18 protein-coding genes and 1 riboswitch are annotated in these 24,523 nt (G+C 72.4%); of the genes, 6 read left to right on the top strand and 12 right to left on the bottom strand.

The window, feature by feature from the left end; genetic code table 11:
* Positions 1-17: 17 nt before the first annotated feature.
* Positions 18-1,304, top strand: a complete 1,287-nt coding sequence (locus VNT59_RS03355) for an efflux RND transporter periplasmic adaptor subunit (protein ID WP_325496611.1) — start codon at positions 18-20, stop codon at positions 1,302-1,304.
* 1 nt (position 1,305) lies between these two features.
* Positions 1,306-2,859, top strand: a complete 1,554-nt coding sequence (locus VNT59_RS03350) for a DHA2 family efflux MFS transporter permease subunit (protein WP_325496609.1) — start codon at positions 1,306-1,308, stop codon at positions 2,857-2,859.
* A gap of 44 nt (positions 2,860-2,903) precedes the next feature.
* Here VNT59_RS03350 and VNT59_RS03345 read toward each other — a convergent pair whose 3' ends face one another.
* The 7 genes from VNT59_RS03345 to VNT59_RS03315 form a co-directional block, all read right to left on the bottom strand.
* Positions 2,904-4,376: a DegQ family serine endoprotease gene (locus tag VNT59_RS03345; RefSeq protein ID WP_325496607.1), complete on the bottom strand. Its 1,473-nt coding sequence runs from the start codon at positions 4,374-4,376 to the stop codon at positions 2,904-2,906.
* 63 nt (positions 4,377-4,439) lie between these two features.
* Positions 4,440-5,783, bottom strand: a complete 1,344-nt coding sequence (locus VNT59_RS03340) for an ATP-binding protein (protein WP_325496605.1) — start codon at positions 5,781-5,783, stop codon at positions 4,440-4,442.
* Positions 5,780-6,439, bottom strand: a complete 660-nt coding sequence (locus VNT59_RS03335; protein WP_325496603.1) for a response regulator transcription factor — start codon at positions 6,437-6,439, stop codon at positions 5,780-5,782. The genes VNT59_RS03340 and VNT59_RS03335 overlap by 4 nt, the downstream gene beginning before the upstream one ends.
* A gap of 37 nt (positions 6,440-6,476) precedes the next feature.
* Positions 6,477-7,127, bottom strand: a complete 651-nt coding sequence (gene ribB, locus VNT59_RS03330) for a 3,4-dihydroxy-2-butanone-4-phosphate synthase (RefSeq protein ID WP_325496601.1) — start codon at positions 7,125-7,127, stop codon at positions 6,477-6,479.
* A gap of 105 nt (positions 7,128-7,232) precedes the next feature.
* A riboswitch (FMN riboswitch) is annotated at positions 7,233-7,384 on the bottom strand.
* A 100-nt stretch (positions 7,385-7,484) separates the two neighbouring features.
* Positions 7,485-8,534: a carotenoid 1,2-hydratase gene (locus tag VNT59_RS03325; protein WP_325496628.1), complete on the bottom strand. Its 1,050-nt coding sequence runs from the start codon at positions 8,532-8,534 to the stop codon at positions 7,485-7,487.
* Positions 8,534-11,071, bottom strand: coding sequence for an ABC transporter permease (locus tag VNT59_RS03320; RefSeq protein WP_325496599.1), 2,538 nt, complete (start codon positions 11,069-11,071; stop codon positions 8,534-8,536). Before VNT59_RS03320 ends, VNT59_RS03325 begins: the two co-directional genes overlap by 1 nt.
* A gap of 76 nt (positions 11,072-11,147) precedes the next feature.
* On the bottom strand, positions 11,148-11,633 hold the full coding sequence (locus VNT59_RS03315) for a hemerythrin domain-containing protein (protein ID WP_325496597.1): 486 nt from the start codon (positions 11,631-11,633) through the stop codon (positions 11,148-11,150).
* A 146-nt stretch (positions 11,634-11,779) separates the two neighbouring features.
* On the opposite strand from VNT59_RS03315, the gene VNT59_RS03310 reads away from it, so the two are divergent.
* On the top strand, positions 11,780-12,742 hold the full coding sequence (locus VNT59_RS03310) for a threo-3-hydroxy-L-aspartate ammonia-lyase (RefSeq protein WP_325496595.1): 963 nt from the start codon (positions 11,780-11,782) through the stop codon (positions 12,740-12,742).
* 96 nt (positions 12,743-12,838) lie between these two features.
* Here VNT59_RS03310 and VNT59_RS03305 read toward each other — a convergent pair whose 3' ends face one another.
* The 3 genes from VNT59_RS03305 to VNT59_RS03295 are packed head-to-tail and all read right to left on the bottom strand — an operon-like array spanning position 12,839 to position 15,766.
* Complete coding sequence (locus VNT59_RS03305) at positions 12,839-13,540, bottom strand: ABC transporter ATP-binding protein (RefSeq protein ID WP_325496626.1); 702 nt, start codon at positions 13,538-13,540, stop codon at positions 12,839-12,841.
* A 41-nt stretch (positions 13,541-13,581) separates the two neighbouring features.
* The gene (miaA, locus tag VNT59_RS03300) at positions 13,582-14,553 is read right to left on the bottom strand and encodes a tRNA (adenosine(37)-N6)-dimethylallyltransferase MiaA (protein WP_325496593.1); all 972 of its coding nucleotides are present in this window, start codon (positions 14,551-14,553) and stop codon (positions 13,582-13,584) included.
* A complete protein-coding gene (locus VNT59_RS03295; RefSeq protein ID WP_325496591.1) occupies positions 14,531-15,766 on the bottom strand; it encodes a multidrug effflux MFS transporter in 1,236 nt (411 codons plus the stop codon). Before VNT59_RS03295 ends, miaA begins: the two co-directional genes overlap by 23 nt.
* Before the next feature lie 189 nt (positions 15,767-15,955).
* On the opposite strand from VNT59_RS03295, the gene VNT59_RS03290 reads away from it, so the two are divergent.
* Both VNT59_RS03290 and VNT59_RS03285 read left to right on the top strand, forming a co-directional pair.
* The gene (locus VNT59_RS03290) at positions 15,956-19,867 is read left to right on the top strand and encodes a calcium-binding protein (RefSeq protein WP_325496589.1); all 3,912 of its coding nucleotides are present in this window, start codon (positions 15,956-15,958) and stop codon (positions 19,865-19,867) included.
* 128 nt (positions 19,868-19,995) lie between these two features.
* On the top strand, positions 19,996-20,256 hold the full coding sequence (locus tag VNT59_RS03285) for a hypothetical protein (RefSeq protein ID WP_325496587.1): 261 nt from the start codon (positions 19,996-19,998) through the stop codon (positions 20,254-20,256).
* A 50-nt stretch (positions 20,257-20,306) separates the two neighbouring features.
* On the opposite strand, the gene VNT59_RS03280 is transcribed toward VNT59_RS03285, so the two are convergent.
* Positions 20,307-21,893: a sensor histidine kinase gene (locus tag VNT59_RS03280; RefSeq protein ID WP_325496585.1), complete on the bottom strand. Its 1,587-nt coding sequence runs from the start codon at positions 21,891-21,893 to the stop codon at positions 20,307-20,309.
* A 120-nt stretch (positions 21,894-22,013) separates the two neighbouring features.
* Positions 22,014-23,708 (bottom strand): calcium-binding protein, encoded by a 1,695-nt coding sequence (locus VNT59_RS03275; RefSeq protein ID WP_325496583.1) that lies wholly within the window; start codon positions 23,706-23,708, stop codon positions 22,014-22,016.
* Positions 23,709-24,008: 300 nt separating this feature from the next.
* Between VNT59_RS03275 and VNT59_RS03270 the strand changes: the two genes are divergently transcribed.
* Entirely contained in the window at positions 24,009-24,398 is a 390-nt protein-coding gene (locus VNT59_RS03270; protein ID WP_325496581.1) for a hypothetical protein, read from the top strand.
* Positions 24,399-24,523 lie beyond the last annotated feature (125 nt).

Here is a 24,523-nt window from a genome sequence, read left to right as displayed (position 1 = left end):
CCACCCGAGACCAGAACATGAGCAACGAACTGCAGTCCCCCGCGCCGGCCAGCACCGGCAATCCGCGCCGCCGCAAGGCGCTCACCGCGCTCGCCGCCGTGGTGGTGCTGGCCGGCCTCGGCTGGGGCGCCTATGAATGGCTGGTCGCGAGCCACTACGAATCCACCGACAACGCCTACGTGCAGGGCAACGTGGTGCAGATCACGCCGCAGACCGGCGGCACCGTGATGGCGATCTATGCCGACGACACCGATTTCGTGAAGGCCGGCCAGCCGCTGGTGCAGCTCGATCCGGCCGATGCGAAGGTGGCGCTGGAGCAGGCCGAGGCCAACCTGGGCCAGACCGTGCGCCAGGTGCGCACGCTGTACGCCAACAACGCGTCGCTGGCGTCGCAGGTGCGCCTGCGCGAGGCCGACATCGGCAAGGCCCAGGCCGAAGTGGCGCGCGCCGGCGACGACCTGGCGCGTCGCCAGTCCCTGGTCGGCAACGGCGCGGTGTCGAAGGAGGAACTGAACCACGCGATGACGCAGCTGGCCAACGCGAAGAGCGCGCTGGCGGCGGCGCAGGCCGGGGTCGCCGGCGCCCGCGAGCAGCTGGCCAGCAACCAGGCGATGACCGAGGGCACCAGCGTCCAGCAGCATCCGAGCGTGCTGGCGGCCGCGGCCAAGGTGCGCGAGGCCTGGCTGGCCAGCCAGCGCGCCGCGCTGCCGGCGCCGATCGACGGCTACGTCGCCAAGCGCACCGTGCAGGTGGGCCAGCGCGTGGCGGCCGGCGCGCCGCTGATGTCGATCATTCCGCTACGCCAGGTCTGGGTGGACGCCAACTTCAAGGAAGGCCAGCTGCGCAAGATCCGCCTCGGCCAGCCGGTGAAGCTCACCGCCGACCTGTACGGCAAGCGCGTCGAATACCACGGCACCGTCGCCGGGCTGGGCGCGGGCACCGGCTCCGCGTTCGCGCTGCTGCCGGCGCAGAACGCCACCGGCAACTGGATCAAGGTGGTGCAGCGGGTGCCGGTGCGGGTCGCGCTCGATCCCAACGAGATCGCCGGCCATCCGCTGCGGGTCGGCCTGTCGATGGACGCCGAAGTCGACGTCAGCAAGCAGGACGGCAAGACGCTGGCCGACGCGACGCGCTCGGCGCCGGTGGCGCAGACCCAGGTCTACGCCGCCTACGACCAGGGCGCCGACGCCGAAGTGCAGCGCGTGATCGCGGCCAACCTCGGCGGCCGCGCGCCGGCGCAGGCGCCCGCTGCCGCTGCCAAGGTGCCGGCGCCGATCGCCCGCACCGCATCGGCCGGCCACTGAGATGGCCGCGCCCGCTGCGCCCCTGCCGCCGCTGGAAGGCTCCGCCCGGCTGTGGGGCACGGTCGCCCTGTCCGCGGCCACCTTCATGAACGTGCTGGACACCTCGATCGCCAACGTCTCGCTGCCCGCCATCGCCGGCGACCTCGCGGTCAGTCCGAACCAGGGCACCTGGGTCATCACCAGCTTTGCCGTCGCCAATGCGATCGCCGTGCCGCTGACCGGCTGGCTGGCGCAGCGCTTCGGGCAGGTGCGCCTGTTCGTCGGCAGCGTGATCCTGTTCGTGATCGCCTCGTTCCTGTGCGGCCTGGCGCCCAACATGACGATGCTGATCGCCTTCCGCGCGCTGCAGGGCTTCGTCGCCGGCCCGATGATCCCGCTGTCGCAGTCGCTGCTGCTTTCCAGCTACCCGAAGGCGCTGGCCGGGCTGGCGATGGCGATGTGGGCGATGACGACGCTGATCGCGCCGGTGATGGGACCGCTGCTGGGCGGCTGGATCACCGACAACATGAGCTGGCCCTGGATCTTCTACATCAACATCCCGGTCGGCATCGTCGCGGCGCTTGCCTCCTGGGGCATCTACCACAAGCGCGAGAGCCAGACGCACAAGCTGCCGATCGACTCGGTGGGGCTGGCGCTGCTGGTGCTGTGGATCGGCGCGCTGCAGATCATGCTGGACATCGGCAAGGAGCACGACTGGTTCCACTCGCCGCTGGTGGTGTCGCTGGCGGTGGTGGCCGGCGTCGGCTTCGCCTTCTTCCTGGTCTGGGAGCTGACCGACGACCACCCCGTGGTCGACCTGCGCCTGTTCGCCCGCCGCAATTTCTGGACCGGCACGGTGACGACGGCCGTCGCCTACGGCCTGTTCTTCGGCAACGTGGTGCTGCTGCCGCTGTGGCTGCAGCAGTTCATGGGGTACACCGCCACCGACGCCGGGATGATCATGGCGCCGGTGGGCATGCTGGCGCTGGTGTTCTCGCCGATCGTCGGCAAGACCGTCGCCAAGGTCGATCCGCGCCGCTACGCCACCTTCGCCTTCATCGTGTTCGCGCTGGTGCTGTGGCTGCGCTCGCGCTTCAACACCCAGGCCGACTTCTGGACCATCATGATCCCGACGATCATCCAGGGGCTGGCGATGGCGTTCTTCTTCATCCCGCTGGTGACCATCACCTTGTCGGGCCTGGCGCCCGAGAAGATCCCGGCCGCCTCGGGCCTGACCAACTTCGCGCGGATCACGGCCGGCGCTTTCGGCACCTCGATCTCGACCACGCTGTGGGAGAGCCGGGCCGCGATGCACCACGCGCACCTGGCCGAGAGCGTGAACCCGTCCAATCCGGCGGTGCAGTCGACCCTGTCGGGCCTCGGCGCCGGCGGGATGCCGGCCGACCAGGCGCTGGCGTTCGTCAACCGGCTGGTCGACCAGCAGGCCTTCATGCTCGCCGCCGACGACATCTTCTACATCTCCGCCGCGCTGTTCCTGGTGCTGATCCCGTTCGTCTGGCTCAGCCACCCGCAACGCAGCGCGGCCGGCGCCGACGCGGCCGCCGGCGCGCACTGAACCGCACTGGGCCGGGCCGCGCGAAGCTGCCCGGCCCGGTTGCTTTATCCGATCCGCACCGGCACGAAGATCTTCTCGTCGCCGCGCTGGATCAGCAGCGCGACCGACTTGTCGGCCTTGGCCACCACCGAGCGGACCTGCTCGACGTTCCTGGCCGGCGTGCCGTTCACCGCCAGCACCACGTCGCCCGGCTGCACGCCGGCGCGTTCGGCGGCGCCGCTGACGTCCTCGACCACCAGGCCGGCGCCGATCCCCGAGGCGCGGGCCTCGTCCCGCTCCAGGGGCCGCAGCGCCAGGCCCAGCTTGCCGCCGCCGGTCCGGTCGGCGCGGGCGTCGGCCTTCGCCACCTTGTCCGTCGCGCCGGCGAGCTGCGCGGTGAGCTGCACCTTGCCGCCCTGGCGCCACACGTCCAGCTGCACGCGCTCGCCGGGCCTGGCCATGCCGACGATGGCCGGCAGGTCGCCCGAGGCCACGATCGGCTGGCCGTTGACGGCGCGGATCACGTCGCCGGACTGCAGGCCGGCCTTGTCGGCCGGGCTGCCCTTCTCGACGTTCGCCACCAGCGCACCGGCCGGCCGATCGAGCTTGAAGGAGTCGGCCAGCGTCTGGTTCACTTCCTGCACCGTGACGCCCAGGCGCGCGTGCTCCACCTTGCCGGTGGCGACGATCTGGTCCTTCACGTGCGTGGCCAGGTCGATCGGGATCGCGAACGAGACCCCCTGGTAGCCGCCCGAGCGGCTGTAGATCTGCGAGTTGATGCCGACCACTTCGCCGCGGGCGTTGAACAGCGGGCCGCCCGAGTTGCCGGGGTTGACGGCGACGTCGGTCTGGATGAAGGGCACGGCGCTGTCGTCGGGCAGCGAGCGGCCCTTGGCGCTGACGACGCCGGCCGTGACCGTGTTCTCGAAGCCGAAGGGCGAGCCGATCGCCAGCACCCATTCGCCCGGCCGCAGCTCCCGGCTGTTGCCCAGCTTCACCACCGGCAGCTGGCTGGCCTGGATCTTCAGCACGGCGACGTCCGTCTTCGGGTCGGCGCCGAGCACCTTGGCCCGGTACTCGCGGCGGTCGGTGAGTTTCACGGTCACCTCGGACGCGTCCTGCACGACGTGCGCGTTGGTCAGGATCACGCCGTCGGGGCTGACGATGAAGCCCGAGCCCAGGCCGTGCACCGGCACTTCGCGCGGAACCATGCCGCCGCGCCCTTGCTGGAAGCGGCGGAACAGTTCGAACGGGTCGCCGCTGAACGCGGCGGCCTCGTCGTCGGCCGTGGTCTTGCGGGTGCCGGCGACGCTGATGTTGACGACGGCGGGGCCGTATTGCTCCGTGATGCGCGGAAAGTCCGGCAACGCCGCCGGGCCGCTGCCGGCCGCCGGCGGCACCGTGGCGGTGGCCGCGCTGCCGAACGCCGGCGCGGCGTGCACGCCGTTGTGCAGCAGCTCGACGCCGGCGCCGCCGATGGCACCCGCGCCGAGCAGGGCGAGCACCAGGGGCAGGGCTCTGAGTTTGGTCTGGGTCATGGGGTGCTCCTTGGGAAAAACCTGTGGACACCCGGACTGTGGGGCCGGCTGCTTAGACCGGTCTTAAAGCGCAGGCGCCGGGCCGCCGCGCGGGAACCGAACCTCCACTTTCAGCCCGCCGAGCCGCGGCGAAGCGGCCAGCTGCACGTCCGCGCCATGCCGCTGCGCGATCGTGCGCACGATCGCCAGCCCGAGCCCGCTGCCCGCCGCGTCCGCGCCGGCCACCCGGTAGAAGCGGTCGAACACCCGCTCGCGCTCGGCCGGCGCGATGCCCGGGCCGCTGTCCTCCACCACCAGGCACGGCGCGCCGTCCGCGGCCAGCAGCGAGACGTCGACCCGGCCGCCCTCGGGCGTGTACTTCACGGCGTTGTCCACGAGGTTGCGCAGCAGGATGTGCAGCGCTTCCGGCCGGCCTTGCACCGTGACCGGCTCGGACACGGCCACCCCCAGGTCGATGCGCCTGGCCTGCGCCTGCGGCAGCGCGTCGCCGAGCACGTCGCGGGTCAGGTCGGCCAGCGCCACCGGCTGCCAGCGGGTCACGGCGCCATGCTCGCCTTCCTCGCGCGCCAGCACCAGCAACTGGCCGAGCAGGCCGATCGCGCGCTCGATGCCGTCGTTCAGGCGCGCCACCGCGGCTTCGCGGCTCGCCTCGTCCGGCGAGCGGCGCAGCGCCTGGGCCTGCAGCTTCAGCGCCGTCAGCGGCGAGCGCAGTTCGTGCGCGGCATCGGCGACGAATTGCTGTTGCGCGGCGAACGCGGCCCGCACCCGGCCGAACAGCAGGTTGAGCTCCTGCACCAGCGGCAGCACTTCCTCGGGCAGATCGGCGTCCGGCAGCGGCGACAGGTCGCCGGCGGCGCGCCTCGCCACCTGGCGCCGCATCCGCTCCACCGGCGCCAGCGAACTGTCGATCAGCCACCAGACGGCCACCATCAGCAGCGGCGCGAGCAGCGCCACCGGGATCACGGCCCGCGCCGCCAGGGCCCGGGCCCGCGCCTCGCGCGCATCCAGGTCCTGGGCGATCTGCACCGTCTGCTGCGGGCTTTGCAGCGAATAGACGCGAAAGCGCCCGCCGGCGACCCGGATGTCGGAGAAACCGAGCACCGCCTGCGCCGGCAGGTCGGGCCGCGAACTGAAGATCTGGCGCCCGTCGGGGCCCCAGATCTGCACCAGGAATTCGATGTCGCCGTTGCCGCCGATGCCGGGCTGCGCGAACGGCAGCCCGTCGTGCACCGACCGCGCCACTTCCTGCAGGTGCAGGTCGAACATCGCGTCGGCCTGGGCCAACGCCGTGCGGTAGGCCGAACTGGCCTGCAGCAGCGAGGCGAACGCGATCGCCGCCAGCACCAGCCACAGCAGGCGGGCGCGCAGCGAGTGCGCCGGCCGGGTGAGGCGGGACCGCCCGCTCATTGGCGCGGCACCACGTAGCCGAGGCCGCGCACCGTCTGGATCAATTCGCTGCCGAGCTTCTTGCGCAGGCCGTGCACGTAGACCTCGACCGCGTTGCTGCTGATCTCGTCGCGCCAGCCGTACAGCTTTTCTTCCAGCTGAGCGCGCGAGAACACGACGCCGGGCCGGGCGATCATCGGTTCGAGCACCGCCCACTCGCGCGCCGAGAGCTGGACCGGGTTGCCGTCGACCGTCGCCTCGCGGGTGGCGGGATTGAGGCTCACGCCGCGGTGGCTGAACACCGGCTCGGCGCGGCCGGCGCTGCGCCGGATGAGGGCGCGGATGCGGGCCAGCAGTTCGTCGGTGTCGTAGGGCTTGACCACGTAGTCGTCGGCGCCGGCGTCCAGGCCGGCGATCCGGTCGCCGACGGCATCGCGCGCCGTGGCGACCAGCACCGGCGTCGCCTGGTGGCGCGCGCGCATGGCGCGCAGCACGTCGAGGCCGTCGCGCCCGGGCAGGCCCAGGTCCAGCAGCACCAGGTCGTAGTTCTCGGTGCGCAGCGCCGTGTCGGCCATGGCGCCGTCGCGCACCCAGTCGACGGCGTAGTGCTCGCTGCGCAGCGCATCGAGCACGGCTTCGCCGATCATGGGGTCGTCTTCGACCAGCAGCAGTCGCATCGTCCTTGCCTTTGCCGCCGAGTATGGCGGGCCGATCTTAGACCGGCCTTAAGCGCCAGGCGGCGACGGCCGCCACCGTGGTGCAGAGCAAGCCGTGCGCGCGGGCGAAGCGCGCCACCTGCGCCCCCGTGGCCATGCTGCCGTCGGCGTTCATCAGCTCGCACAGCACGCCGGCGGGCGCCAGCCCGGCGAGCGCCGGCAGGTCCACCGCCGCCTCGGTGTGGCCGTCGCGCTCCAGGGTGCCGCCCGGTCGCGCCACCAGCGGGAACACGTGCCCGGGACTGACGATCTCGCGGCCGCCGGCGGCCGAGCGCAGCGCGCAGCGGATGGTCTGCACCCGGTTGGCGGCCGAGACGCCGGTGCTGACGCCCTGCGCCGCCTCGATCGACTGGGTGAAGGCCGTGCCGAAGCGCGAGCGGTTCACTTCGACCATCGGCCGCAGCTGCAGCGCGGCGGCGTGCTCGGGCGTGATGCACAGGCAGACGATGCCGCTGCCCTCGCGGATCATCATCGCCATCACGGGTTCCGAGAGCCGGTCCGCCGCGCAGACCAGGTCAGCCTCGTTCTCGCGCGCCGCATCGTCCAGCACGAGGACCGGCCGGCCGGCGGGCAGCGCGTCGAGCACGTCGGCCATGGGGGCGAGGGGAATGGCTTCGGTCGAAGCCGGGATGGGAAGGCAAGTGGACATGAAACGCTCCTGTGGTGAGACAAAAACGCTTCAAGGCAGCAAAGAACGCCCCGCCTGGCCCTGGCGGGCCATGCGCGGCACATCGGCGCGGCCCGCAAGCCGCGCGCGAATCTTCTTTCATCCGGACTGTGACCGTCGGCCTCAGCATTGAACTGAGTCTGCTGACCCCCGGCTGCATCGCACCCGAGGCGCTCGCGGGCTCGCGGCTTGCGCCGCCTACCGCCGGTGGGGAATTTCACCCCGCCCTGAAGACCGGGCCAGTGTACGGCCGCGACCGGCCCGGACAGGCGCCGGGCGAAGCGCCGCTGTCGCCCAGGCGGCAGCGGCGTGCGCCGGCACCGGGTCGCGCCTCGCGCCTCACAGCCGCAGCCGTTGCGCGTACCCGGTCAGCTCCAGGTAGCCGCGCCCGATGCGCCGGCCGCCGGCATCGAGCAGGTCGCTCAGGCCCTCCCAGTAGATCGCGCCGGTCGAGGCCCGGCTGTCCAGCTCCTGGTCGTCCAGCACCGCCTTGACGCCGAAGGTGCCGGCCGGCGTGCGCACGCTCCATTCGACCGGATAGGCCGCCTGCGACAGCGGGCTGGTCCAGCGGCGCAGCGGCGTGAACGCGACCTCGCCGGGGCCGAACACGCGCACGCTGCCGTCGCGACCGCGCACGGAGCCGCCCGCCCACAGCGCGCTGCCGTCCTGGCGCCGCAGGCGGAACGCCGTGAGCGCGCCGCCGTCGTCGAGGTTGATCCCGATCCAGTCCCAGCCGACGGCCTCGGGATGCAGCAGCTCCTCGCTCCACTCGTGATCGAGCCAGGCCCGGCCGTCGACGGCCTGGCGCTGGCCGCGCAGCGTGACCGCGCCGGTGACGGCCAGCTGCGGCTGGCTGTAGTAGTAGCTCGCCTGGCGCGGCTGCGGCCCCTTGCGCGACAGGCCGGCCTCGCCCTGCAGCAGCACCGGCTGGGTCGGCGCGAAGCGCAGCTCGAGCGCGAAGTCGCTGGCGGCCAGCCGCGCGTGGTAGCCGTCGGCCCGGCGCTGCAGCGTCCAGTCGCGCAGCCGCAGCTCGGTGTCGCCGGGCGCGGCCAGCGCGACGCCGAAGCCTTCGCGGGCGATGCGCTGGTCATGCCACAGCTTGCGGCCCTGCACGTCGGTGAGCGCCGCATGCGCGAACACCAGCTGTTTCGCGGCGAAACGCGACTGCAGTGGCTGCGCGGCGTCGACGCGCGAGCGGAAGAAGGTCACCTGGAAACCGAACTCGCGTGCCTGCGACCGCGCGTGGCCGGTGACATACCACCATTCGGTGCGGAAGTCGGGGTGGGCGCCGAAGTCGCGCGGGAACTGCAGGCGCGCCGGTGGCAAGGCGCGGCCGGGAAGCGCCAGCCCGAGCGCGGGCAGCGCGGCGACCAGCGCGCGGCGCCGCATCACCAGTCCTCCTTCACCGCCAGCACCGCGTCGCGGCTGGCCGCCGCCCGTCCGGCGACCCAGGCGGTGAGCGTGCCCGAGGCCACCACGGCGGCGCACAGCGCGGCCAGCCGCCACCAGGGCAGCAGCAGGTCCATGGTCCAGTGGAAGCTTTGCGGATTCACCACGTGCACCAGCACCACCGCCACCGCGAGGCCGAGGCCCAGGCCGGCCAGCGAGCCGATCAGCGTCCACGCCGCGCCTTCGCCGGCCACTACGGCCAGGATCTGCCGCCGCGTCAGGCCCAGGTGCGCCAGCAGGCCGAACTCCTTGCGCCGCGCCAGCACCTGGGCGCTGAAGCTCGCCGCCACGCCGAACAGGCCGATGCCGATCGCCACCGCCTGCAGCCAGTAGGTGACGGCGAAGCTGCGGTCGAAGATGCGCAGCGAGATCGCCCGCAACTGGCTCGCCGACGCGAAGTCGAGGCCGGCCGCCGTGCCCGATTCCCGATCGGCCAGCGCCCGCACCGCCTGCTGCACCCGGCCGGCGTCGGCGTCCGGCGCCAGCCACAGCTGCAGGTCGTTGGCGCGGCGGTCGCCGGTGAGGCGCGCGAAGTCGCGCCGGTCCATCAGGATCGCGCCGCTTTGCCGCACGTAGTCGCGCCAGACGCCGGCCACGAAGAACACCGGCGGCGGGCCGCTGCCGGGAAAGGCCTGCGCCAACGGCGCGAAGGCGGTGCCGGGGCGGGCGCGGTACAGGTCGACCATCGCCTCGCTGACGTAGATCGGCACCTGCCCGGCCGGCACGGCATGGGCCGGGCCGACCAGCGGCAGCGCCCGGTTGTCGTCCTCGACGTCGCGCGCCAGCAGCGTCACGCCGGGCAGGGCCGGGTCGAGCAGCAGCGAGCGGGTGCGGGTCGCGCCGACGCGCCGCACGCCGTCCACGCGGGCCACGGCCTGCACGAACTCGGGCGAGAACCAGGCGCTGTCGGCGGCGGCCCCGGAGATGGCCGTGCGCACGTACAGGTCGGCCGGCAGCACCACGTCCAGCCAGCGCGCGACCGAGTCCCGGAAACTGGCGACCATCACGGTGAGGGCGACGGCCAGGCTCAGCGACGCCACCACGCCGCTCACGGCGACGGCGGCGGTTTCGCGCACCCGCCGCGCCCGCTCGATGGCCAGCAGCGGCAGCAGCCGGCCGCGCACCGCCGGCACCAGCCGGTCGTACAGCAGCCCGACGGCCCAGGGCAGGGCGGTGATGCCGCCGACGAGCAGCATGCCGACCGACACGTAGGCCGCCAGCGGGATGCCGTACACCGGCGGCACCAGGGCCAGCGCCACCGCGGCCGCCATGAACACCAGACCGAGCGCCCGGCGCCGGCTCGGGTGGGCGCCGGTGCCCAGTCCCTTGAGCGTCTGCGCCAGTGGCAGCTGCTCCGCCTGCCGCGCCGGCATCCAGCCGCCGGCGCCGGCGGCGACCGTGCCGAGCATGCCGTACACCAGCGCGGCGACGCCGCTCCACTGCAGGGGCGGCGCGACGCCGGTGAAATAGCCGCCGCCCAGGTCGCCGCCCAGCAGGCGCAGCGCCAGCGCCGCCAGCGCGGTGCCGAGCGCGATGCCGAGCGCGCTGCCCGCCAGGCCCAGGACGATGGACTCGATCACCACCAGCTGGCGGCGCTGCGGCGCGGTCAGGCCCAGCACGCCCAGCAGCGCGAACTGCTGCGCCCGCCGGGCGACGCTGAGCGACAGCACCGAGTAGACGAGAAACGCGCCCGTGAACAGCGCCACCAGCGCCAGCACCGAGAGATTGACGCGGTAGGCGCGCGACAGGCTGTCGACCCGCTGCGTGTCCTCCCGCGGCTCGGTGTCGATCACGCCCGGCGGCAGCCGCAGCGAACGCACGAAGGCCGCGCGGTCGACGCCGGCGCGCAGCTTCACGTCGATGCGCGTGAGCTGGCCGCCGCGGCCGAAGAAATCCTGCGCCGCGCCGATGTCCATCACGGCCAGCGGCGAGCCGCCGGCGACCACGGTGCCGGCGACCTTCGCCTCGCGCAGCTGCAGGCCGGTCTGCAGCCGCAGCACGCCGGGCGCGGCGGCGCCGAACACCTGGCGCGCGGCCGGGTTGAGAAAGACGGTGGCCGGGGCGAAGAGGGCGAAGCGGTCGGCCCCGGCCGCCGGCACCGGCATCAGCGCGGGGGCGACGGCCGGCGCCAGCAGCGCATCGACGCCCAGCACCCGCAGCTGCCGGCGCTCGCCGCCGGCGCCCTGGGCCAGCGTGGCCAGTTCCAGCACCGGCGCGGCCACCGCGACATCGTCATGAACGGCGACCCGCCCGTACATGGCTTCGTCGAGCGAGCCCTGCACGGCGCGCAGTTCGAGGTCGGGCTGGCCGCCGGCGGAGCGCACGGCGGACGAGAACTCGCTCAGCGCCGAGGCGTTGATCAGGTGAACGGAGAAGGCGAGCGCGACGCCCAGCATGACCGCGAGCACCGCGGCGGCATTGCGCCAGGGATGGCGGCGCAGCTCCTGCCAGGAAAACGTGCGGAGCAGGGCGAGCATGCGCCATTGTGCCGGGACGGGCTCCGGCCGCGCGGTGTGGCCGGCGGCGGCCAGGCGCCGCCGGGCGGGCGAAGCCTCAGGCCATCTCGCCCATTTCGGCCATCAGTTCTTCCTTGCGCGCTTCCAACTCGTCGCGCATCGCCATCAGGTCCAGCTTGCGGGCGGACCGGGCCTTCGGGAAGATCTCGTTCTTTTCTTCCTTGACGTGGTGGTCCACGTACTCGCCCAGCACCTTCACGCGGGCGTCGAACATCTCGTCGGCTTCCGGCATCTCCTGGATCTGCGCGACCAGGTCCTTCACGCTCTGGTGCTCGACTTCGGCTTCGTTGAGCAGGTCGGCTTCCTTCATCACCTGGCGCAGCGCGGGATAGAAGATCTCCTCCTCGATCTGGGCGTGCACCGTCAGTTCGTTGCAGATCTGGTGGGCCAGGTCCATCTTCTTCTGGGCGGCGCTGCGGGCGCGCGATTTCGTCAGCTCCTCGTACTCCTTGAACATCTTCTTGACGGCGCGGTGGTCGGCGTCCAGCAGGTCGCAGGCGTCTTTGGCGGCACGGGTTGCCATGATCTCTCCTTGGTTGGGATGGGCCGATCATCGCCAGCGCCCTGATCGGGCCATGTAGGAGAACGTCGGCAGTCCCCGGCGAAGTCGGCCGACGGCCGACCGGGAACCTTTGGCGAGGCAGGCACCGGGTGCGCTAAGCTTCGCCCATGGTCCAGCTCCCCACCTACGACGACGTGCAGGCCGCGGCAAGCCGCCTGCAAGGCACCGCGCACCGCACCCCGGTGCTGCGTTCGGCGACGGCCGACCAGCTGCTCGGCGCGCAGCTCTTTTTCAAGTGCGAGAACTTCCAGCGCATGGGCGCGTTCAAGTTCCGCGGCGCGTTCAACGCGCTGTCGAAATTCGACGCGGCGCAGCGCCGCGCCGGCGTGATGACGTTCTCGTCGGGCAACCACGCGCAGGCGATCGCGCTCTCGGCCAGGCTGCTCGGCATTCCGGCGACCATCCTGATGCCGCAGGACGCGCCGCAGGCCAAGGTGGAGGCGACCCGCGGCTACGGCGGCGAGGTGGTGCTGTACGACCGCTACACCCAGGACCGCGAGGCGCTGGCCGGCGATCTCGCGCGGCAGCGCGGGCTGACGCTCATCCCGCCGTACGACCATCCCGACGTGATCGCGGGCCAGGGCACGGCGGTCAAGGAACTGATCGAGGAAGTCGGCGCGCTCGACGTGGTGCTGACGCCGCTGGGCGGCGGCGGGCTGCTCGGCGGCAGTGCGCTGGCCGTGCGCGCGCTGGCGCCGCAGGCCAGGATCTACGGCGTCGAGCCGGAGGCGGGCAACGACGGCCAGCAGTCGCTGCGGCGCGGCGAGATCGTGCACATCGACACGCCCAAGACGATTGCCGACGGGGCGCAGACGCAGCACCTGGGCCAGTACACCTTCGGCATCATCCGGCGCGACGTCACCGACGTGCTGACGGCCACCGACGCGCAACTGGTGGAAGCGATGGGCTTCTTCGCCGAGCGCATGAAGATCGTGGCCGAACCGACCGGCTGCCTGGGCTTCGCCGCCGCGCGCCATGCCGGGCTGGACCTGCGGGGCCAGCGGGTGGGCATCGTCATCAGCGGCGGCAACGTCGACCTGCGGCGCTTCGCGCAACTGGTCGCCGCCTGAGGGCCGGGCCGGTCCCCGAAGGCGCCCGCGGTGGCCGCCGGCAGGATGGCGGCGGCGACGAGCAGCGCCGTGGCGACCTTCAGGTCGGCCCGGTCTTCATGGACCCGGCTCGCCGCCCCCGGCGATGCCTTCGCTGGTGAGGTGCAGCACCCGGTCGGCGCGGTGCGCGGCCGCCTCCGAGTGCGTCACCAGCACCAGCGAGGCCCCGCGCTCGCGCGTCTGCGCGACCAGCACGTCCATCACCTTTGCCGCCGTCGTCGGATCGAGGTTGCCGGTGGGCTCGTCGGCCAGCAGCAGGCTGGGCCTGTGCACCAGGGCGCGGGCGATCGCGACGCGCTGCAGCTGGCCGCCCGACAGCTGCTGCGGCAGCCGGGCGCCGAATCCGTGCAGCCCCACCGCATCGAGCATGGCGGCGACGCGCGCCCCGGCCGGCTCGCCCAGCAGCATCAGCGGCAGCGCGACGTTCTGCGCCACGTCCAGGTGCGGCAGCACGTGGAAGGCCTGGAACACGAAGCCCACTTCGCGCCGCCGCAACAGCGCCCGCCGGTCGTCGTCGAGCGCCGACAGGTCCTGCCCGGCCAGCAGCAGGCGGCCCGCGTCCCAGGTGTCCAGGCCGGCCATGCAATTGAGCAGCGTCGACTTGCCCACGCCCGACTCGCCGACGATGGCGACGAACTCGCCGGGCGCGACGTCGAGCGAGACATGCTCGAACACCGGCACGTCGCCGTAGCGCTTGGCGAGGTCGCGCACGCTCACCGTGGGCACCGGCGTGCCCGCCCGCTGCGGCACCGCGAGCATGCTGCTGCTCGCCGCCCTGGCGCCCTGCGGCCCGGCGGCGCTCATCCCAGCGTCTCCCGCGCCGCCCGCAGCAGCTGCGCCAGCGCGTCGGGCGCGTCGCACGCGATCGGGCGCCGCTGCGGCATGCCGCGCAGCCAGGTGAGCTGGCGCTTGGCGAGCTGGCGGGTGGCGGCGATGCCGCGTTCGCGCAGCAGCTGCAGCGGGAACGGATGGACGTCGCCCGCTGCCTCGTGTTCGTCGAGCAGTTCCCAGGCCTGGCGGTAGCCGACGCAGCGCATGCTGGGCAGCTCGGGCGTCAGGTCGCCGCGCGCGCGCAGCGATCGCACCTCGTCGAGGAAGCCGGCCGCCAGCATCGCCTCGAAGCGCTCGGCGATGCGCTCGTGCAGCCACGCGCGCTGCCGCGGCTCCAGGGCAAACAGCGGCGTGTCGTTGCCGGCGGCGGCCGGGCGCTGCCCGTGAAAGCTCGACAGCGGCCGGCCCGTCGCGCGATACACCTCCAGCGCCCGCTGGATGCGCTGCGAGTCGGCCGGCGCGAGCCGCGCCGCCGTGACCGGATCGACCTGGGCCAGCTGCGCGTGCAGCGCCGGCCAGCCCAGGCTCGCCGCCTCGGACTCGAGCTCGGCGCGGATCGCGGCGTCGGCCGGCGGCATCGCGTCCAGCCCTTCGTACCAGGCCTTGAAGTACAGCATGGTGCCGCCGACCAGGAGGGCCAGCCGGCCGCGCGCGTTGATCTCGCGCACCAGCCGATGGGCGTCGCTCGCGAACTCCGCCGCGCTGTAGGCCTGCGACGGGTCGCGGATGTCGATCAGGTGGTGCGGCACCGCCGCGAGTTCGGCGGCCGTGGGCTTGGCGGTGCCGATGTCCATGCCGCGGTAGACCAGGGCCGAGTCCACCGAGACGATTTCGGCGTCGTGCTCGCGCGCGATCGCCAGCGCCGCCGCCGTCTTGCCGGCGGCGGTGGGGCCGGCGAGGGCGATCGCCCGCATCCGCTCAGGCGCGCCGCGGTTCGCCATGACGCTGCACCAGCGTCCAGGCCACCGCGGCGAGGCAGACGCTCCAGAACCACACGCCGTTGGTCAGCGCGAACACCGTGCCGTCCAGGCGCGCCCCGACCCAGAGGCCGACGCCGAAGGCGACCACCATGCTCACGAAGCCGTTGAGGGCCGAGGCCGCGCCCGCCGCCTGCGGAAACGGGCCGACGGCGCCGCTTTGCGCGCACGGCTGGTGGATGCCGTGGGCCAGGATGAACAGGTAGTACGGCAGGATCATCAGCATCGGCTGGCGCACGCCGGCCAGCGCGTTCAGGCCCAGCAGCGTGCCGCCCGCCAGCGACAGCGCGCCGGCGATCGCGACCGAGCGCCGGATGCCCAGGCGCGGCAGCATCCGCCGGCACAGCAGCGTGCCGAGCAGGTAGGTGAACGACATCGAGAACACCAGCACGCCGTACTGGATGCGGGTCAGGCCCAGCACCTTGATGAACACGAACGACGAGGAGGCCAGGAACGTGAACAGGCCGGCGTACGCGCAGGTCGCCAGCGCCGTGAACGCCAGGAAAGTGGGATGGCGCACGATCGCGAGCCAGTTGGTCACCAGGATGCGCGGCTGCAGGGCGCGCGGATTGCGCCGCGGCACCGACTCCTGGAAGCGCAGCGCCACCAGCGCCACCCCCGCGGCACCGAACAGCGCCAGGGCGCCGAGCGCGTAGCGCCAGCCGAGCGTCTCGCCGATCAGGCCGCCCAGCGGCGGCGACAGGCAGGCGATCACGCCCAGCCCGCCCATGGCATTGGCCATCACGCGGGCGCCGATTTCGGGCGAGTAGAGGTCGCGGATGATCGCCCGCGCGCCCATCACGGCCGCGCCCATCGCGGCGCCCTGCACCGTGCGCCACACGATCAGCAGCGCCATCGACGGCGCCAGCGCGCAGCCGACCGACGCCAGCGTGTACGCCGACAGCCCGGCCAGCAGCACCGGCCGCCGCCCGAACCGGTCCGACAGCGGCCCCCACACCAGCTGCGAGGTGCCGAACGCCAGCAGCAAGGTGGTGAGCGTCAGTTGCGCCTGCGTGATCGGCACGCCGAAGCTGTCCGTGATCGCCGGCAGCGAAGGCAGGTACAGGTCGGTGGTGATCGGCTGGATGCCCAGCAGCAGCGACAGCACGACCACGACGACGCCCGGCGTCATGGCGGCGGTGCGGCTGGCGGGGAGGGTCTGCGGCGCGGCGGGCATGCGCCGGTAGGGTAGCAGACGGCAGCGCCGGCGCGGCGCCGTCGTCGGCGCCGGCGGCCCTGGCCCGGCGCTTGACCGGGATCAACCCCGGCTTACGCGCGCGTAGCAGGAATTACACGATGCGCCGGGAAAAACCCGGCGCTGCGGGCTATTGCTTGAAGCGGGCAGCCCCTTCGCGGAGGAATCGACATGGCCATCATCAACGGCACGCCGGGCAACGACGTCCTGGCCGGCACTTCGGGCAGTGACAGCTTCAACGGCCTGACCGGCTTCGACACGGCGCAGGTCGCGGCCGGCAGCGGCGACGCGGTCTTCAGCCTGGACGCGCAGGGGCGCTGGGTCGTGGCCAGCCCGCAGGGCGTCGACACGCTGGGCGGCATCGAGGCGGTGCAGTTCGCGGACGGGGTCGTGGGGCTGGGGCAGCAGGAGTTCATGGTCAACACCGTCACGGCGCTCGACCAGACCCAGCCCGTCGTCACCAGCCTGAGCGACGGCAGTTTCCTGGCGAGCTGGCTCACGGACGCGAGCGTTCGCATGCAACGCTTCGACAGCACTGGCGTGCCCAGGGGCGGGGAAATGACCACCCCCACGCTCGGGCCGCAACCATACGTTCCCCAGCATCACGATACGGTCGCCTTGGCCGACGGCGGCTATCTGATCGCCGCGGTGGTCGGCGACATGATCAGCTACACCGACCGATACGGCACCCACTTCGCCGTCGTGCCGGTGATCGCGGTGATGCGTTTCGGCAGCGACGGCGCGTTTGCCGGTGGCTGGGGCGTGGCGCAGGGCGCAAGGACGGGCGACTCGAGCAGCGAGGTCGCGTACCCGTCCCTCACGGCGCTGAGCGACGGCAATTTCCTCGTGACCTGGACCGCGTCGTTCGCCAACAGCCGGGGCGGCAGCGGCGCCAGCTTTGCCGCGCGGCGCCTGGACAGCAGTGGCGCGCCGCTGGACGGCTCGGTCACCTTGCCCGTGTCGCCCTGGGCCACCGATGTCGCGGCTTTGCCGGACGGCGGCTACGCGCTTGCCTGGTCACGCGACCCGGATCTCCTGGTCCAGCGCTTCGACGGCACCGGCGCCAGTATGGGCGACCCGATCCGCGTCGGTACCGGGCACCCGTACGCGGCCCCGGCGATCGCCGCACTGGGCGATGGCAGCCAGGTGGTGGTCTGGAACGTGCAGTCCGGCAGCGGCTACGACATCGGGGCGCAGCGCATCGACAGCAGCGGGGCGCTGCTCGGCGCTGCCGTTCAGGTCAACGGCACGCTCCTGTCCGCGTCGGCGCGGCCAAGCGTGACGGCCCTGGCTGACGGCGGCTACGTGGTGGCCTGGACGTCCGGTGCGGCCGACACGGGGGACACCGACATCCACGCCCAGCGCTTCGACGCCACCGGCGCGCGCCTCGGCGGCGAAACCGTGGTCAACACCGCCACGGCCGGCCTGCAGCAACAGCCGACGGTCACCGCGCTCGACGACGGCGGTTTCGTCGTCGGCTGGATGTCCTTGGCCCAGGGCAGCGACGGCTGGGACATCCACGCCCAGCGCTTCGACGCCAGCGGCGCGGCCGTGCCCAGCGGCCACGCCCTCCAGGGCGACGCCAACGCCAACACCCTCGTGTTCGCCGGCGCCGAGCCCGTGCATCTGCTGGGAGACGGCGGCGGCGACCGGCTGCAGGGCGGCAGCGGCGACGACCTGCTCGACGGCGGCGCCGGCGCGGACACCGTCGTCAGCGCCGACCCGCACAGCGCGATCACCTGGCAGCTCGGCGCCGATCACGTGCTGCGGATGACCGGGGCACAGTCGGGAAGCGATGTCCTGCGATCCGTGGAACAGCTGCAGGCCGAGGGCGCGGGCGTCGGGATCCACTTCGACCCCGAGTCGGAACTGCACCTCGTCGCCGACTACGACTCGCCCTATGCGTTGCTTTCGACGCCGCAGGCGGCCGTGCTGCTCGACGGCAGCTCGGTGGTGGCGTGGGAGCGTCACGGCAGGGACGCCGGCCTCTATGTCCAGCAGTTCGACCCGAGCGGGGCCGCGTCCGGCGCCGCCCTGCGGATCGACGCATGGAAGGCGGCGGTCGCTGCACTCGACGACGGCGGGTATGTGCTCGCCTGGTCCTTCCTGCCCGAGCCGAACGGCAGCGCCGCCATCGATGCCCAGCGCTTCGACGCGGCCGGCACGGCGGTGGGGCCCCTGGTGCGCGTCGCCACCGGCGTCGGCGACCCGACCCAGGCACCGGTGATCGCGGCATTGCCGGGCGCCGGCTACGCCGTGGCGTGGGTCAAGAGCGCCTATCCCGCCGAATCCGTGATCTACACGCGCCAATTCGACGCCGGCGGCCTGCCCGTGAGTGCCGAGACACCGGTCAATACCACCCTCGGCCCGTTCCCGGGCGAGCAGTCCATCGCGGTGCTGCCGGATGGCAGCTACGTCATCACCTGGACGATGGGCGACCCGCAAACCTGGCCGGGCGAACCGGGCTACGACATCTACGCCCAGCGCTTCGACAGCGACGGCGCGCCACTGGGCGGCCAGGCGCGGGTCAATGCCATCACGGCGGGCCATCAGCTCCGATCGGACGTCACCGCGCTCGCCGACGGCGGGTACCTGGTGACCTGGATGGATTACATCTACAGCGACCAGGACGTCAAGGCCCAGCGCTTCGACGCCACCGGAGCGCCCGTCGGCGGTGAGCTGTTGGTCAATCCGTCCGCGCCGCACAGCGACGCCACTGGTCCCGTCGCCACCGCGCTTCCCGATGGCGGGTATGTGATCGCGTGGACCTCCCAGGACGGCAGCGGCAGCGGCATCATGGCGCAGCGGTTCGATGCCGGCGACGCGCCGGTCGGCGCCGCGTTCCGGGTGAACGCGACCGCAGCGGGCGACCAATCCCAGCCGATGCTGACGACGCTGGGCAATGGGGGATACATGGTGACCTGGCTGTCCCACGACGACCCCAGCTACGTCATCGCCACCCAGCGCTTCGACGCCAACAACCTGCGCGAGGGCCACCTGACGCTGACCGGGGGCGCCGAGGACAACGTGCTGCGGGTGACGGCGGCCGGCGAAGCCGTGGAGCTGATCGGCGGCGCCGGCAGCGACGTGCTGGCAGCGGCCGGCGGCTGGGATGTGCTCACCGGCGGCAGCGGCGGCGACACCTTCGAATTCGCCGCCGCCGGCAACGGCGTGGACACCATCACCGACTGGGGCATGGGCGACCGCATCGCCATCGCCGGCGCCAGCTTCAGCGGGCCGGTGACCGCGGGCGGCGGCGAGACGCTGGCGCTGAACGCGGTGCAAGCCAGCACGGCCGCGGGGATCACCAGGCTGTACATCGGCACCGATCCGACGCCCGGCGCCGACGTGGTGATCCGCCTGGTCGGCAGCTTCGCCGCCGACAGCTTCACGCTGAGCGGCAACCTGATCGAAGCGCCCAAGGGCGTGGTCGTGACCGGCCGGGGCGAGCTGGTGGGCGGGCCGGGCGACGACACCTTGATCGCGCTGCACGGCATGACCCGCATGGAAGGCGGTGCCGGCAACGACACCTATGTCATCGGCAACCCCGCCGACCGGCTGATCGAGCAGCCCGGCGGCGGCAGCGACCAGGTGCAATCGGCCTGGAGCTTCGTGCTGGGCGACAACCTCGAGCGGCTGGTGCTCACCGGCGAGCGTGCGACCCGGGGCACCGGCAACGAGCTGGACAACGTGATCGCCGGCAACAGCGGGCGCAACGTGCTGACCGGCGGCGGCGGCGCCGACACGCTGAGCGGCGGGGCCGGTGCGGACCTGTTCGTCTACCGCAGCGTCGCCGACAGCGGCGCCGCGCCCGGCACGTGGGACATCGTGCTGGACTTCAACAGCCAGGAGGGCGACCGGATCGACTTGCGCGATCTCGACGCCAACCCGGCCAGGCCGGGCAAGCAGGGCTTCACCTTCATCGGCTCGGCCGGCTTCAGCAGCAGCGACGCCACCGGCCAGCTGCGGTTCGACGCCGGCACCCATTTGCTGTTGGCCAGCATCGACGCCGACCCGCAGCCGGAGCTGGCGATCGAGCTGGCTGGCGTGGCGAACGTGGGGGCCGCCGATCTCGACCTGTAGCCCGCCTGCTTGCGCGGCGGCGGACCGGAACGGAATCGGTAAGTTTCTGTTTGAGGTGCTTCAACGCCGATGCAAAGCTTGGCGCGGCGCGCGCGCCGTTCTATGGTCGAGCTTCGAGGGGAGTTGCCATGTACAGGATCGAACGCGCGGTGAGCGAATGGCATCGTGTCTACACAGCGTTGTGTGCCGCGCAGGACTGCCTGCGCCGCGAAGGATTTGCCCAGCCGGGCGGCCCGATGGCCGCCGGCCAGGCGCTGGTGGCGCAGGTGGATCGTCTGCAGGACGAGGAAGAGCAGGCGCTGCGCGGCATCCATGAGGCCTTGCTGGCCGCGAAGGCGCGCGCGATCCACAAGGCCGGCCCGCCGTCCAGGGAGGGGCCGGCATCTTGAACGCGCGGGGGCGGTGCCCCATGGGCGCGCGCCGCGTACCGCACCCCGGGTCACGGCGGCTGGTGGGCAACCGGTTCGCCGTAGGGCACGATGAAACAGACCCGGACCCGCCGGCCCGCCGCCGGCTCGGCCCAGATGCTGCCGCCGTGGGCCTCGACGATCGAGCGGCAGATCGACAGGCCCAGGCCGGTGCCGCGCACATCGCCGCTGTGGCCCTGCCAGAAGGGCTTGAACATGTTGTCGCGTTCCTGCGCGGACAACTCGGCCCCGCTGTTGGAAACGGCAAAGCACACCCCCTCGGCACGCGCCTGCGCCGTGAGCAGCACATCGCCCGGCGGCTCGGTGAACTTCAGCGCGTTGTCCAGCAGGTTGGCGAGGACCCGCCACAGCCGGCTCGCGTCGGCACGAACGGCGGGAAGTGACTCGCCGACCCGCACCTCCAGCCGAAGCCCGGACCGGGCAAAGAGCGGCGCGGCCGACGACAGGGCCTGGCGCACGATGTCCGAGACCTTGGTCGGCACCGTCTGCAGGGCGGGGCGCTCGGAGCCCAGGATCGCCACCGAGAGCAGGTCTTTCACGATCGAAGAAGTGTGGCGGGCGATGTCGCTCAGGTCGCCCGCCAGTTCCGACACCGCCTCGCCACCGGCCAGCTTTTTTGCCTTCAGCTCGATGGTGGCCGCCAGCGTCCTGATCGAACTGAGCGGGCTGCGCAGGTCGTGCGTGACGATGGCCAGGATGTCCTCGCGGGCCCGCACCGCCGAGCGCAACTGCTCCTGGATCTGCTGCATGGCCGTCACGTCCTCGTTGATCGCCACGGCGCCGACGATGTCCCCGCCGCGCGAGCGGATCGGCGCGGCCCAGTTGATCAGCGTCTTGAACGAGCCGTCGGCGCACTGGATGCGGATCAGCTCGCGGGCGGAAGTCCGGCCTTCGTGAAGGGCCCGGGCGAGCCCCCACTCTCGCGGCTCGATCGGGCGGCCGGTCTCGAACCACCAGCCCTTGAACTCGCACGGCTGCTCGCCGTCGAAGCACTCCGCGCCTTGCCACAGCTTGGCGGCCGCCGGGTTCACCTGGGTCACGCTGCCGTCCCGGTCGACGATGCGAAGGCCGACCGGCAGCAGGTCGAACACGGTGCGCATCAGATCCTCGCTGGCGCGTTGCCGCTCCTGGGCGGCCTGCAGGCCGGTGATGTCTTCATTGACACCGATCGCGCCGATCGGCACGCCGTGTTCGTCGCAGAGGGGCGCGGCCGAATCGACGATGGTCTTGAACGAGCCGTCGAAGCAGCGGATGCGAATCAGTTCTCCGGCGCAGGTCTCGTTGTTCAGGAGGGCGCGGGCCAGAGGCCACTGCGCGGCGCCGACCGGTTCGCCGGTGCGGATGAACCAGCCCTGGTATTGGCCGAACTGCTCCACCGGCAGGGGCCTGGCGCCGCACCAGATCCGCTCGGCGGCGGGATTGTTGGAGACGACGCGTCCCGACCGATCGGCGATCCACACCCCGACCGGCAGCAGATCGAACACGGCGGTGAGCAGCCGCGCCTGTTCGTCCCGCCGATGCTCGGCCATGCCCGGCAGCACGCCGAACTCGGACGCGGACTTTCCTTGCTCGCGAGGGAGCGACGACGCTGGAGCCATGTGGGGAATCCGTCAGTTTGGTGCGCGCAGGCGAAGGCTGGTTCGCCCGGCCGGCGGGCGCCATGACCATCGTCAACTGTGAACCTTCCAGCCGCTTGCCGCAAGCGCGCCCCTCGCCGCTCAGGTCCAGGCGTACTCGAGTCCGCCTTGCACCAGCCCGGTGAAGCCGATGCGCTCCATGTTGTACGGGGTCTCGGCCGCCATGACGCCGATCCCGGCGACCGTATACACATGCCGATCCAGCAGGCCGACGAAGTACGCGAGTTCGTCCGCTGGCGGCGGTATACCGACGACATTCTGGTAGAGCAGCTGAACGACGGCGGTGTGATCCGACGCCGCCGGCCCGAGGCGGTAGTCCAGCGCCAGCTGCATCAGGTTTTCGGCGCCCGTCCCGGCATCGGCCAGCGCCAGCCCGAGGCCGACCAGCACCCGGTCGGCGACGGCCGCGGGTCCGAACACCGCGCCGGCCACCTTGGCCACCACGCCGGCGTTGGCGTCGAGGTCGAGCGCCACCGACCGGTCCGCGAAGCGCACCCGCTCGATGGCGACCAGCGTGTCCACGCCGTCCGCCCCGCTCACCGTCAGGCCACCGCCGCTCCTCGAGCCGGTGTAGTCCGCGCGCATGCCGGCATAGACCGCCGTGTCCAGGCCCTGCCGCCCGTCGATCGCGTCGTTGCCTGCGCCGCCCTCGAACGACTCGAACGCGCCGCTGTCGCTTCCGGTGAGGACGTCGTCGAAGGCAGAACCGCGCACGCCCTCGATGTCGATCAGCGTGTCGATGCCGCCCAGACCGTCGCCGGCCGCCCCCGCGCCGCGGCCGCCCAGCGCCACCACGACACCGGCCGTGCTGGTGTGATAGTCGGCCAGGTCGAAGCCGGCGCCGCCGTCGATCGTGTCGTTGCCGCCGTTGCCAAGAAAGAGCTCGAAGCCGTCGGCCGCCCCGGTGCCGTTCGCCGGGTTGCCGCCGGTCAGCAGGTCGCCGAAGGCCGATCCCCGCACGCCCTCGATGTTGACGAAGGTGTCGGTGCCGCCGAGGCCGTCCTGCGCGACGCCGGTCGCCAGGCTGACCTGCACGGGGCCGGCGCTCGCGTCATAGCGCAGGAGGTCGAGGCCGCCCCGACCGTCGATGCCGTCGTTGCCGGCGCGCCCTTCGAACTGCTCGGCGAACGGCCGGTCCGAACCGGCGAGCGTGTCGGCGAAGTCGCTCCCGCGCACCATGTTGATGTTGACCAGCGTGTCGGCGCCGTCGGCGCCGCGGGCCGTGCCGGCGGCCAGATCGACGGTCACCGGGCCCGGCGCGCGCTGATAGGTGGCACGGTTGAAATTGCCCCAGAGCGGGTTGATCGCGCCGCCGTCGATCAGGTCGTCGCCGGCGCCGCCGTCGAAGATCTCCACGATGTTCGCGCCGCTGCCGGTCAGGCGGTCGGCGAACGCGGAACCCACGATCCAGTTGACGTTCCTGAGCACGTCGGCGCCCTCGCCGGTGGCGAGCCCGCTGCCGGCGCTGCCGTCACCGCCGAGGCCCCCCAGGTCGACGGCGATGGCCTGGCCTGCATCGGCGTAGCTCGCCACGTTGTAGTCGACGTAGTTGATGCGGTCGACGATGGCGCCGCCGTCCATCGCGTCGTTGCCGGGTCCGCCGATCAGCACGTCGGAGCCGGCCCCGCCGAGCAGCGTGTCGTCGCCTTCGCCGCCGCGCAGCACGTCGTTGCCGGCGCCGCCGTCGATGAGGTCGTTGCCGCCGAACCCGTCGATCAGGTCCGCGCCGCCGCCGCCGGCGAGCGTGTCGCTGCCGCTGGTGCCGTCGATGTTCATGAGTGCTCCTGCCGGGCCGCGTGCCGGCGGCCGCTGTAAGCAATAGCCACCCGCAGGGGGTTTCCTGTTCCGCCCGCGTAACAGCCGCAACGCGCCGGCAAGCGCCACTTGACCGGGATCGGGAAAGGCGCTCTCGAAACGGCAGTCGCCGACAGGCGACGCGCCCCTCGCGCGTAGCGCGGAACGGCGCGGCCGTCAACGATTTTCAAATCCGTTGCAAAGCTGCTGTTGCTCGAGCACGTAAGCTACGAACACTTACGTGGGTCGCGATCGAAAATCTGCGCACAGAAATTCCGAGCTATGCGCAACGACCTCCGAAAGAAATTGCTTGCCGACTACGCCATGGCACTGGTGGAGGAGCGCACCTCGTGGGAGCGCTTGCGCGAGCCCGACCTCACCGAGGCCGAGCGCTGCCGGACCTTCGGCGAATGGAAGCAGACGGCCGCGCGGCTCAAGACGCTGGCCCGGCACCTGCGGGAAGCGGAGCCGCCAGCAGCTTCGCTCGCGCCAGCAGCAGCCGATGCGGCGCCGATCCAGGAGCAGGCGTGCGCCGTGCACCCACAATTCGGCCGCGACGTGGCGCAAAGCATGCCGCCGCCCGCCCTGCAGTGGCTGGTCCGCAGCACGCGGCTCGTGACCACATGGCTTGCGCGAACGCACGCCGGCCTGGCACGCGTCGGCTCGCCCTGATCCTGCGCATCGCATTTGCACGACGGCAGGGCCGCGCAGGACGCGCATCGGTGCCCAAGCTGGGGCGGCAGCCGGTTCCAGCCCCGATGATCGAGGTCTGACCCAGATCAAATCGCGGTTACCCG

Source organism: Ramlibacter sp. (genome assembly GCF_035554825.1).
GTDB lineage: Bacteria > Pseudomonadota > Gammaproteobacteria > Burkholderiales > Burkholderiaceae_C > Ramlibacter.
The sequence above is the reverse complement of the archived record's forward strand: the minus strand, read 5'-3'. Positions and strand labels throughout refer to the sequence as shown.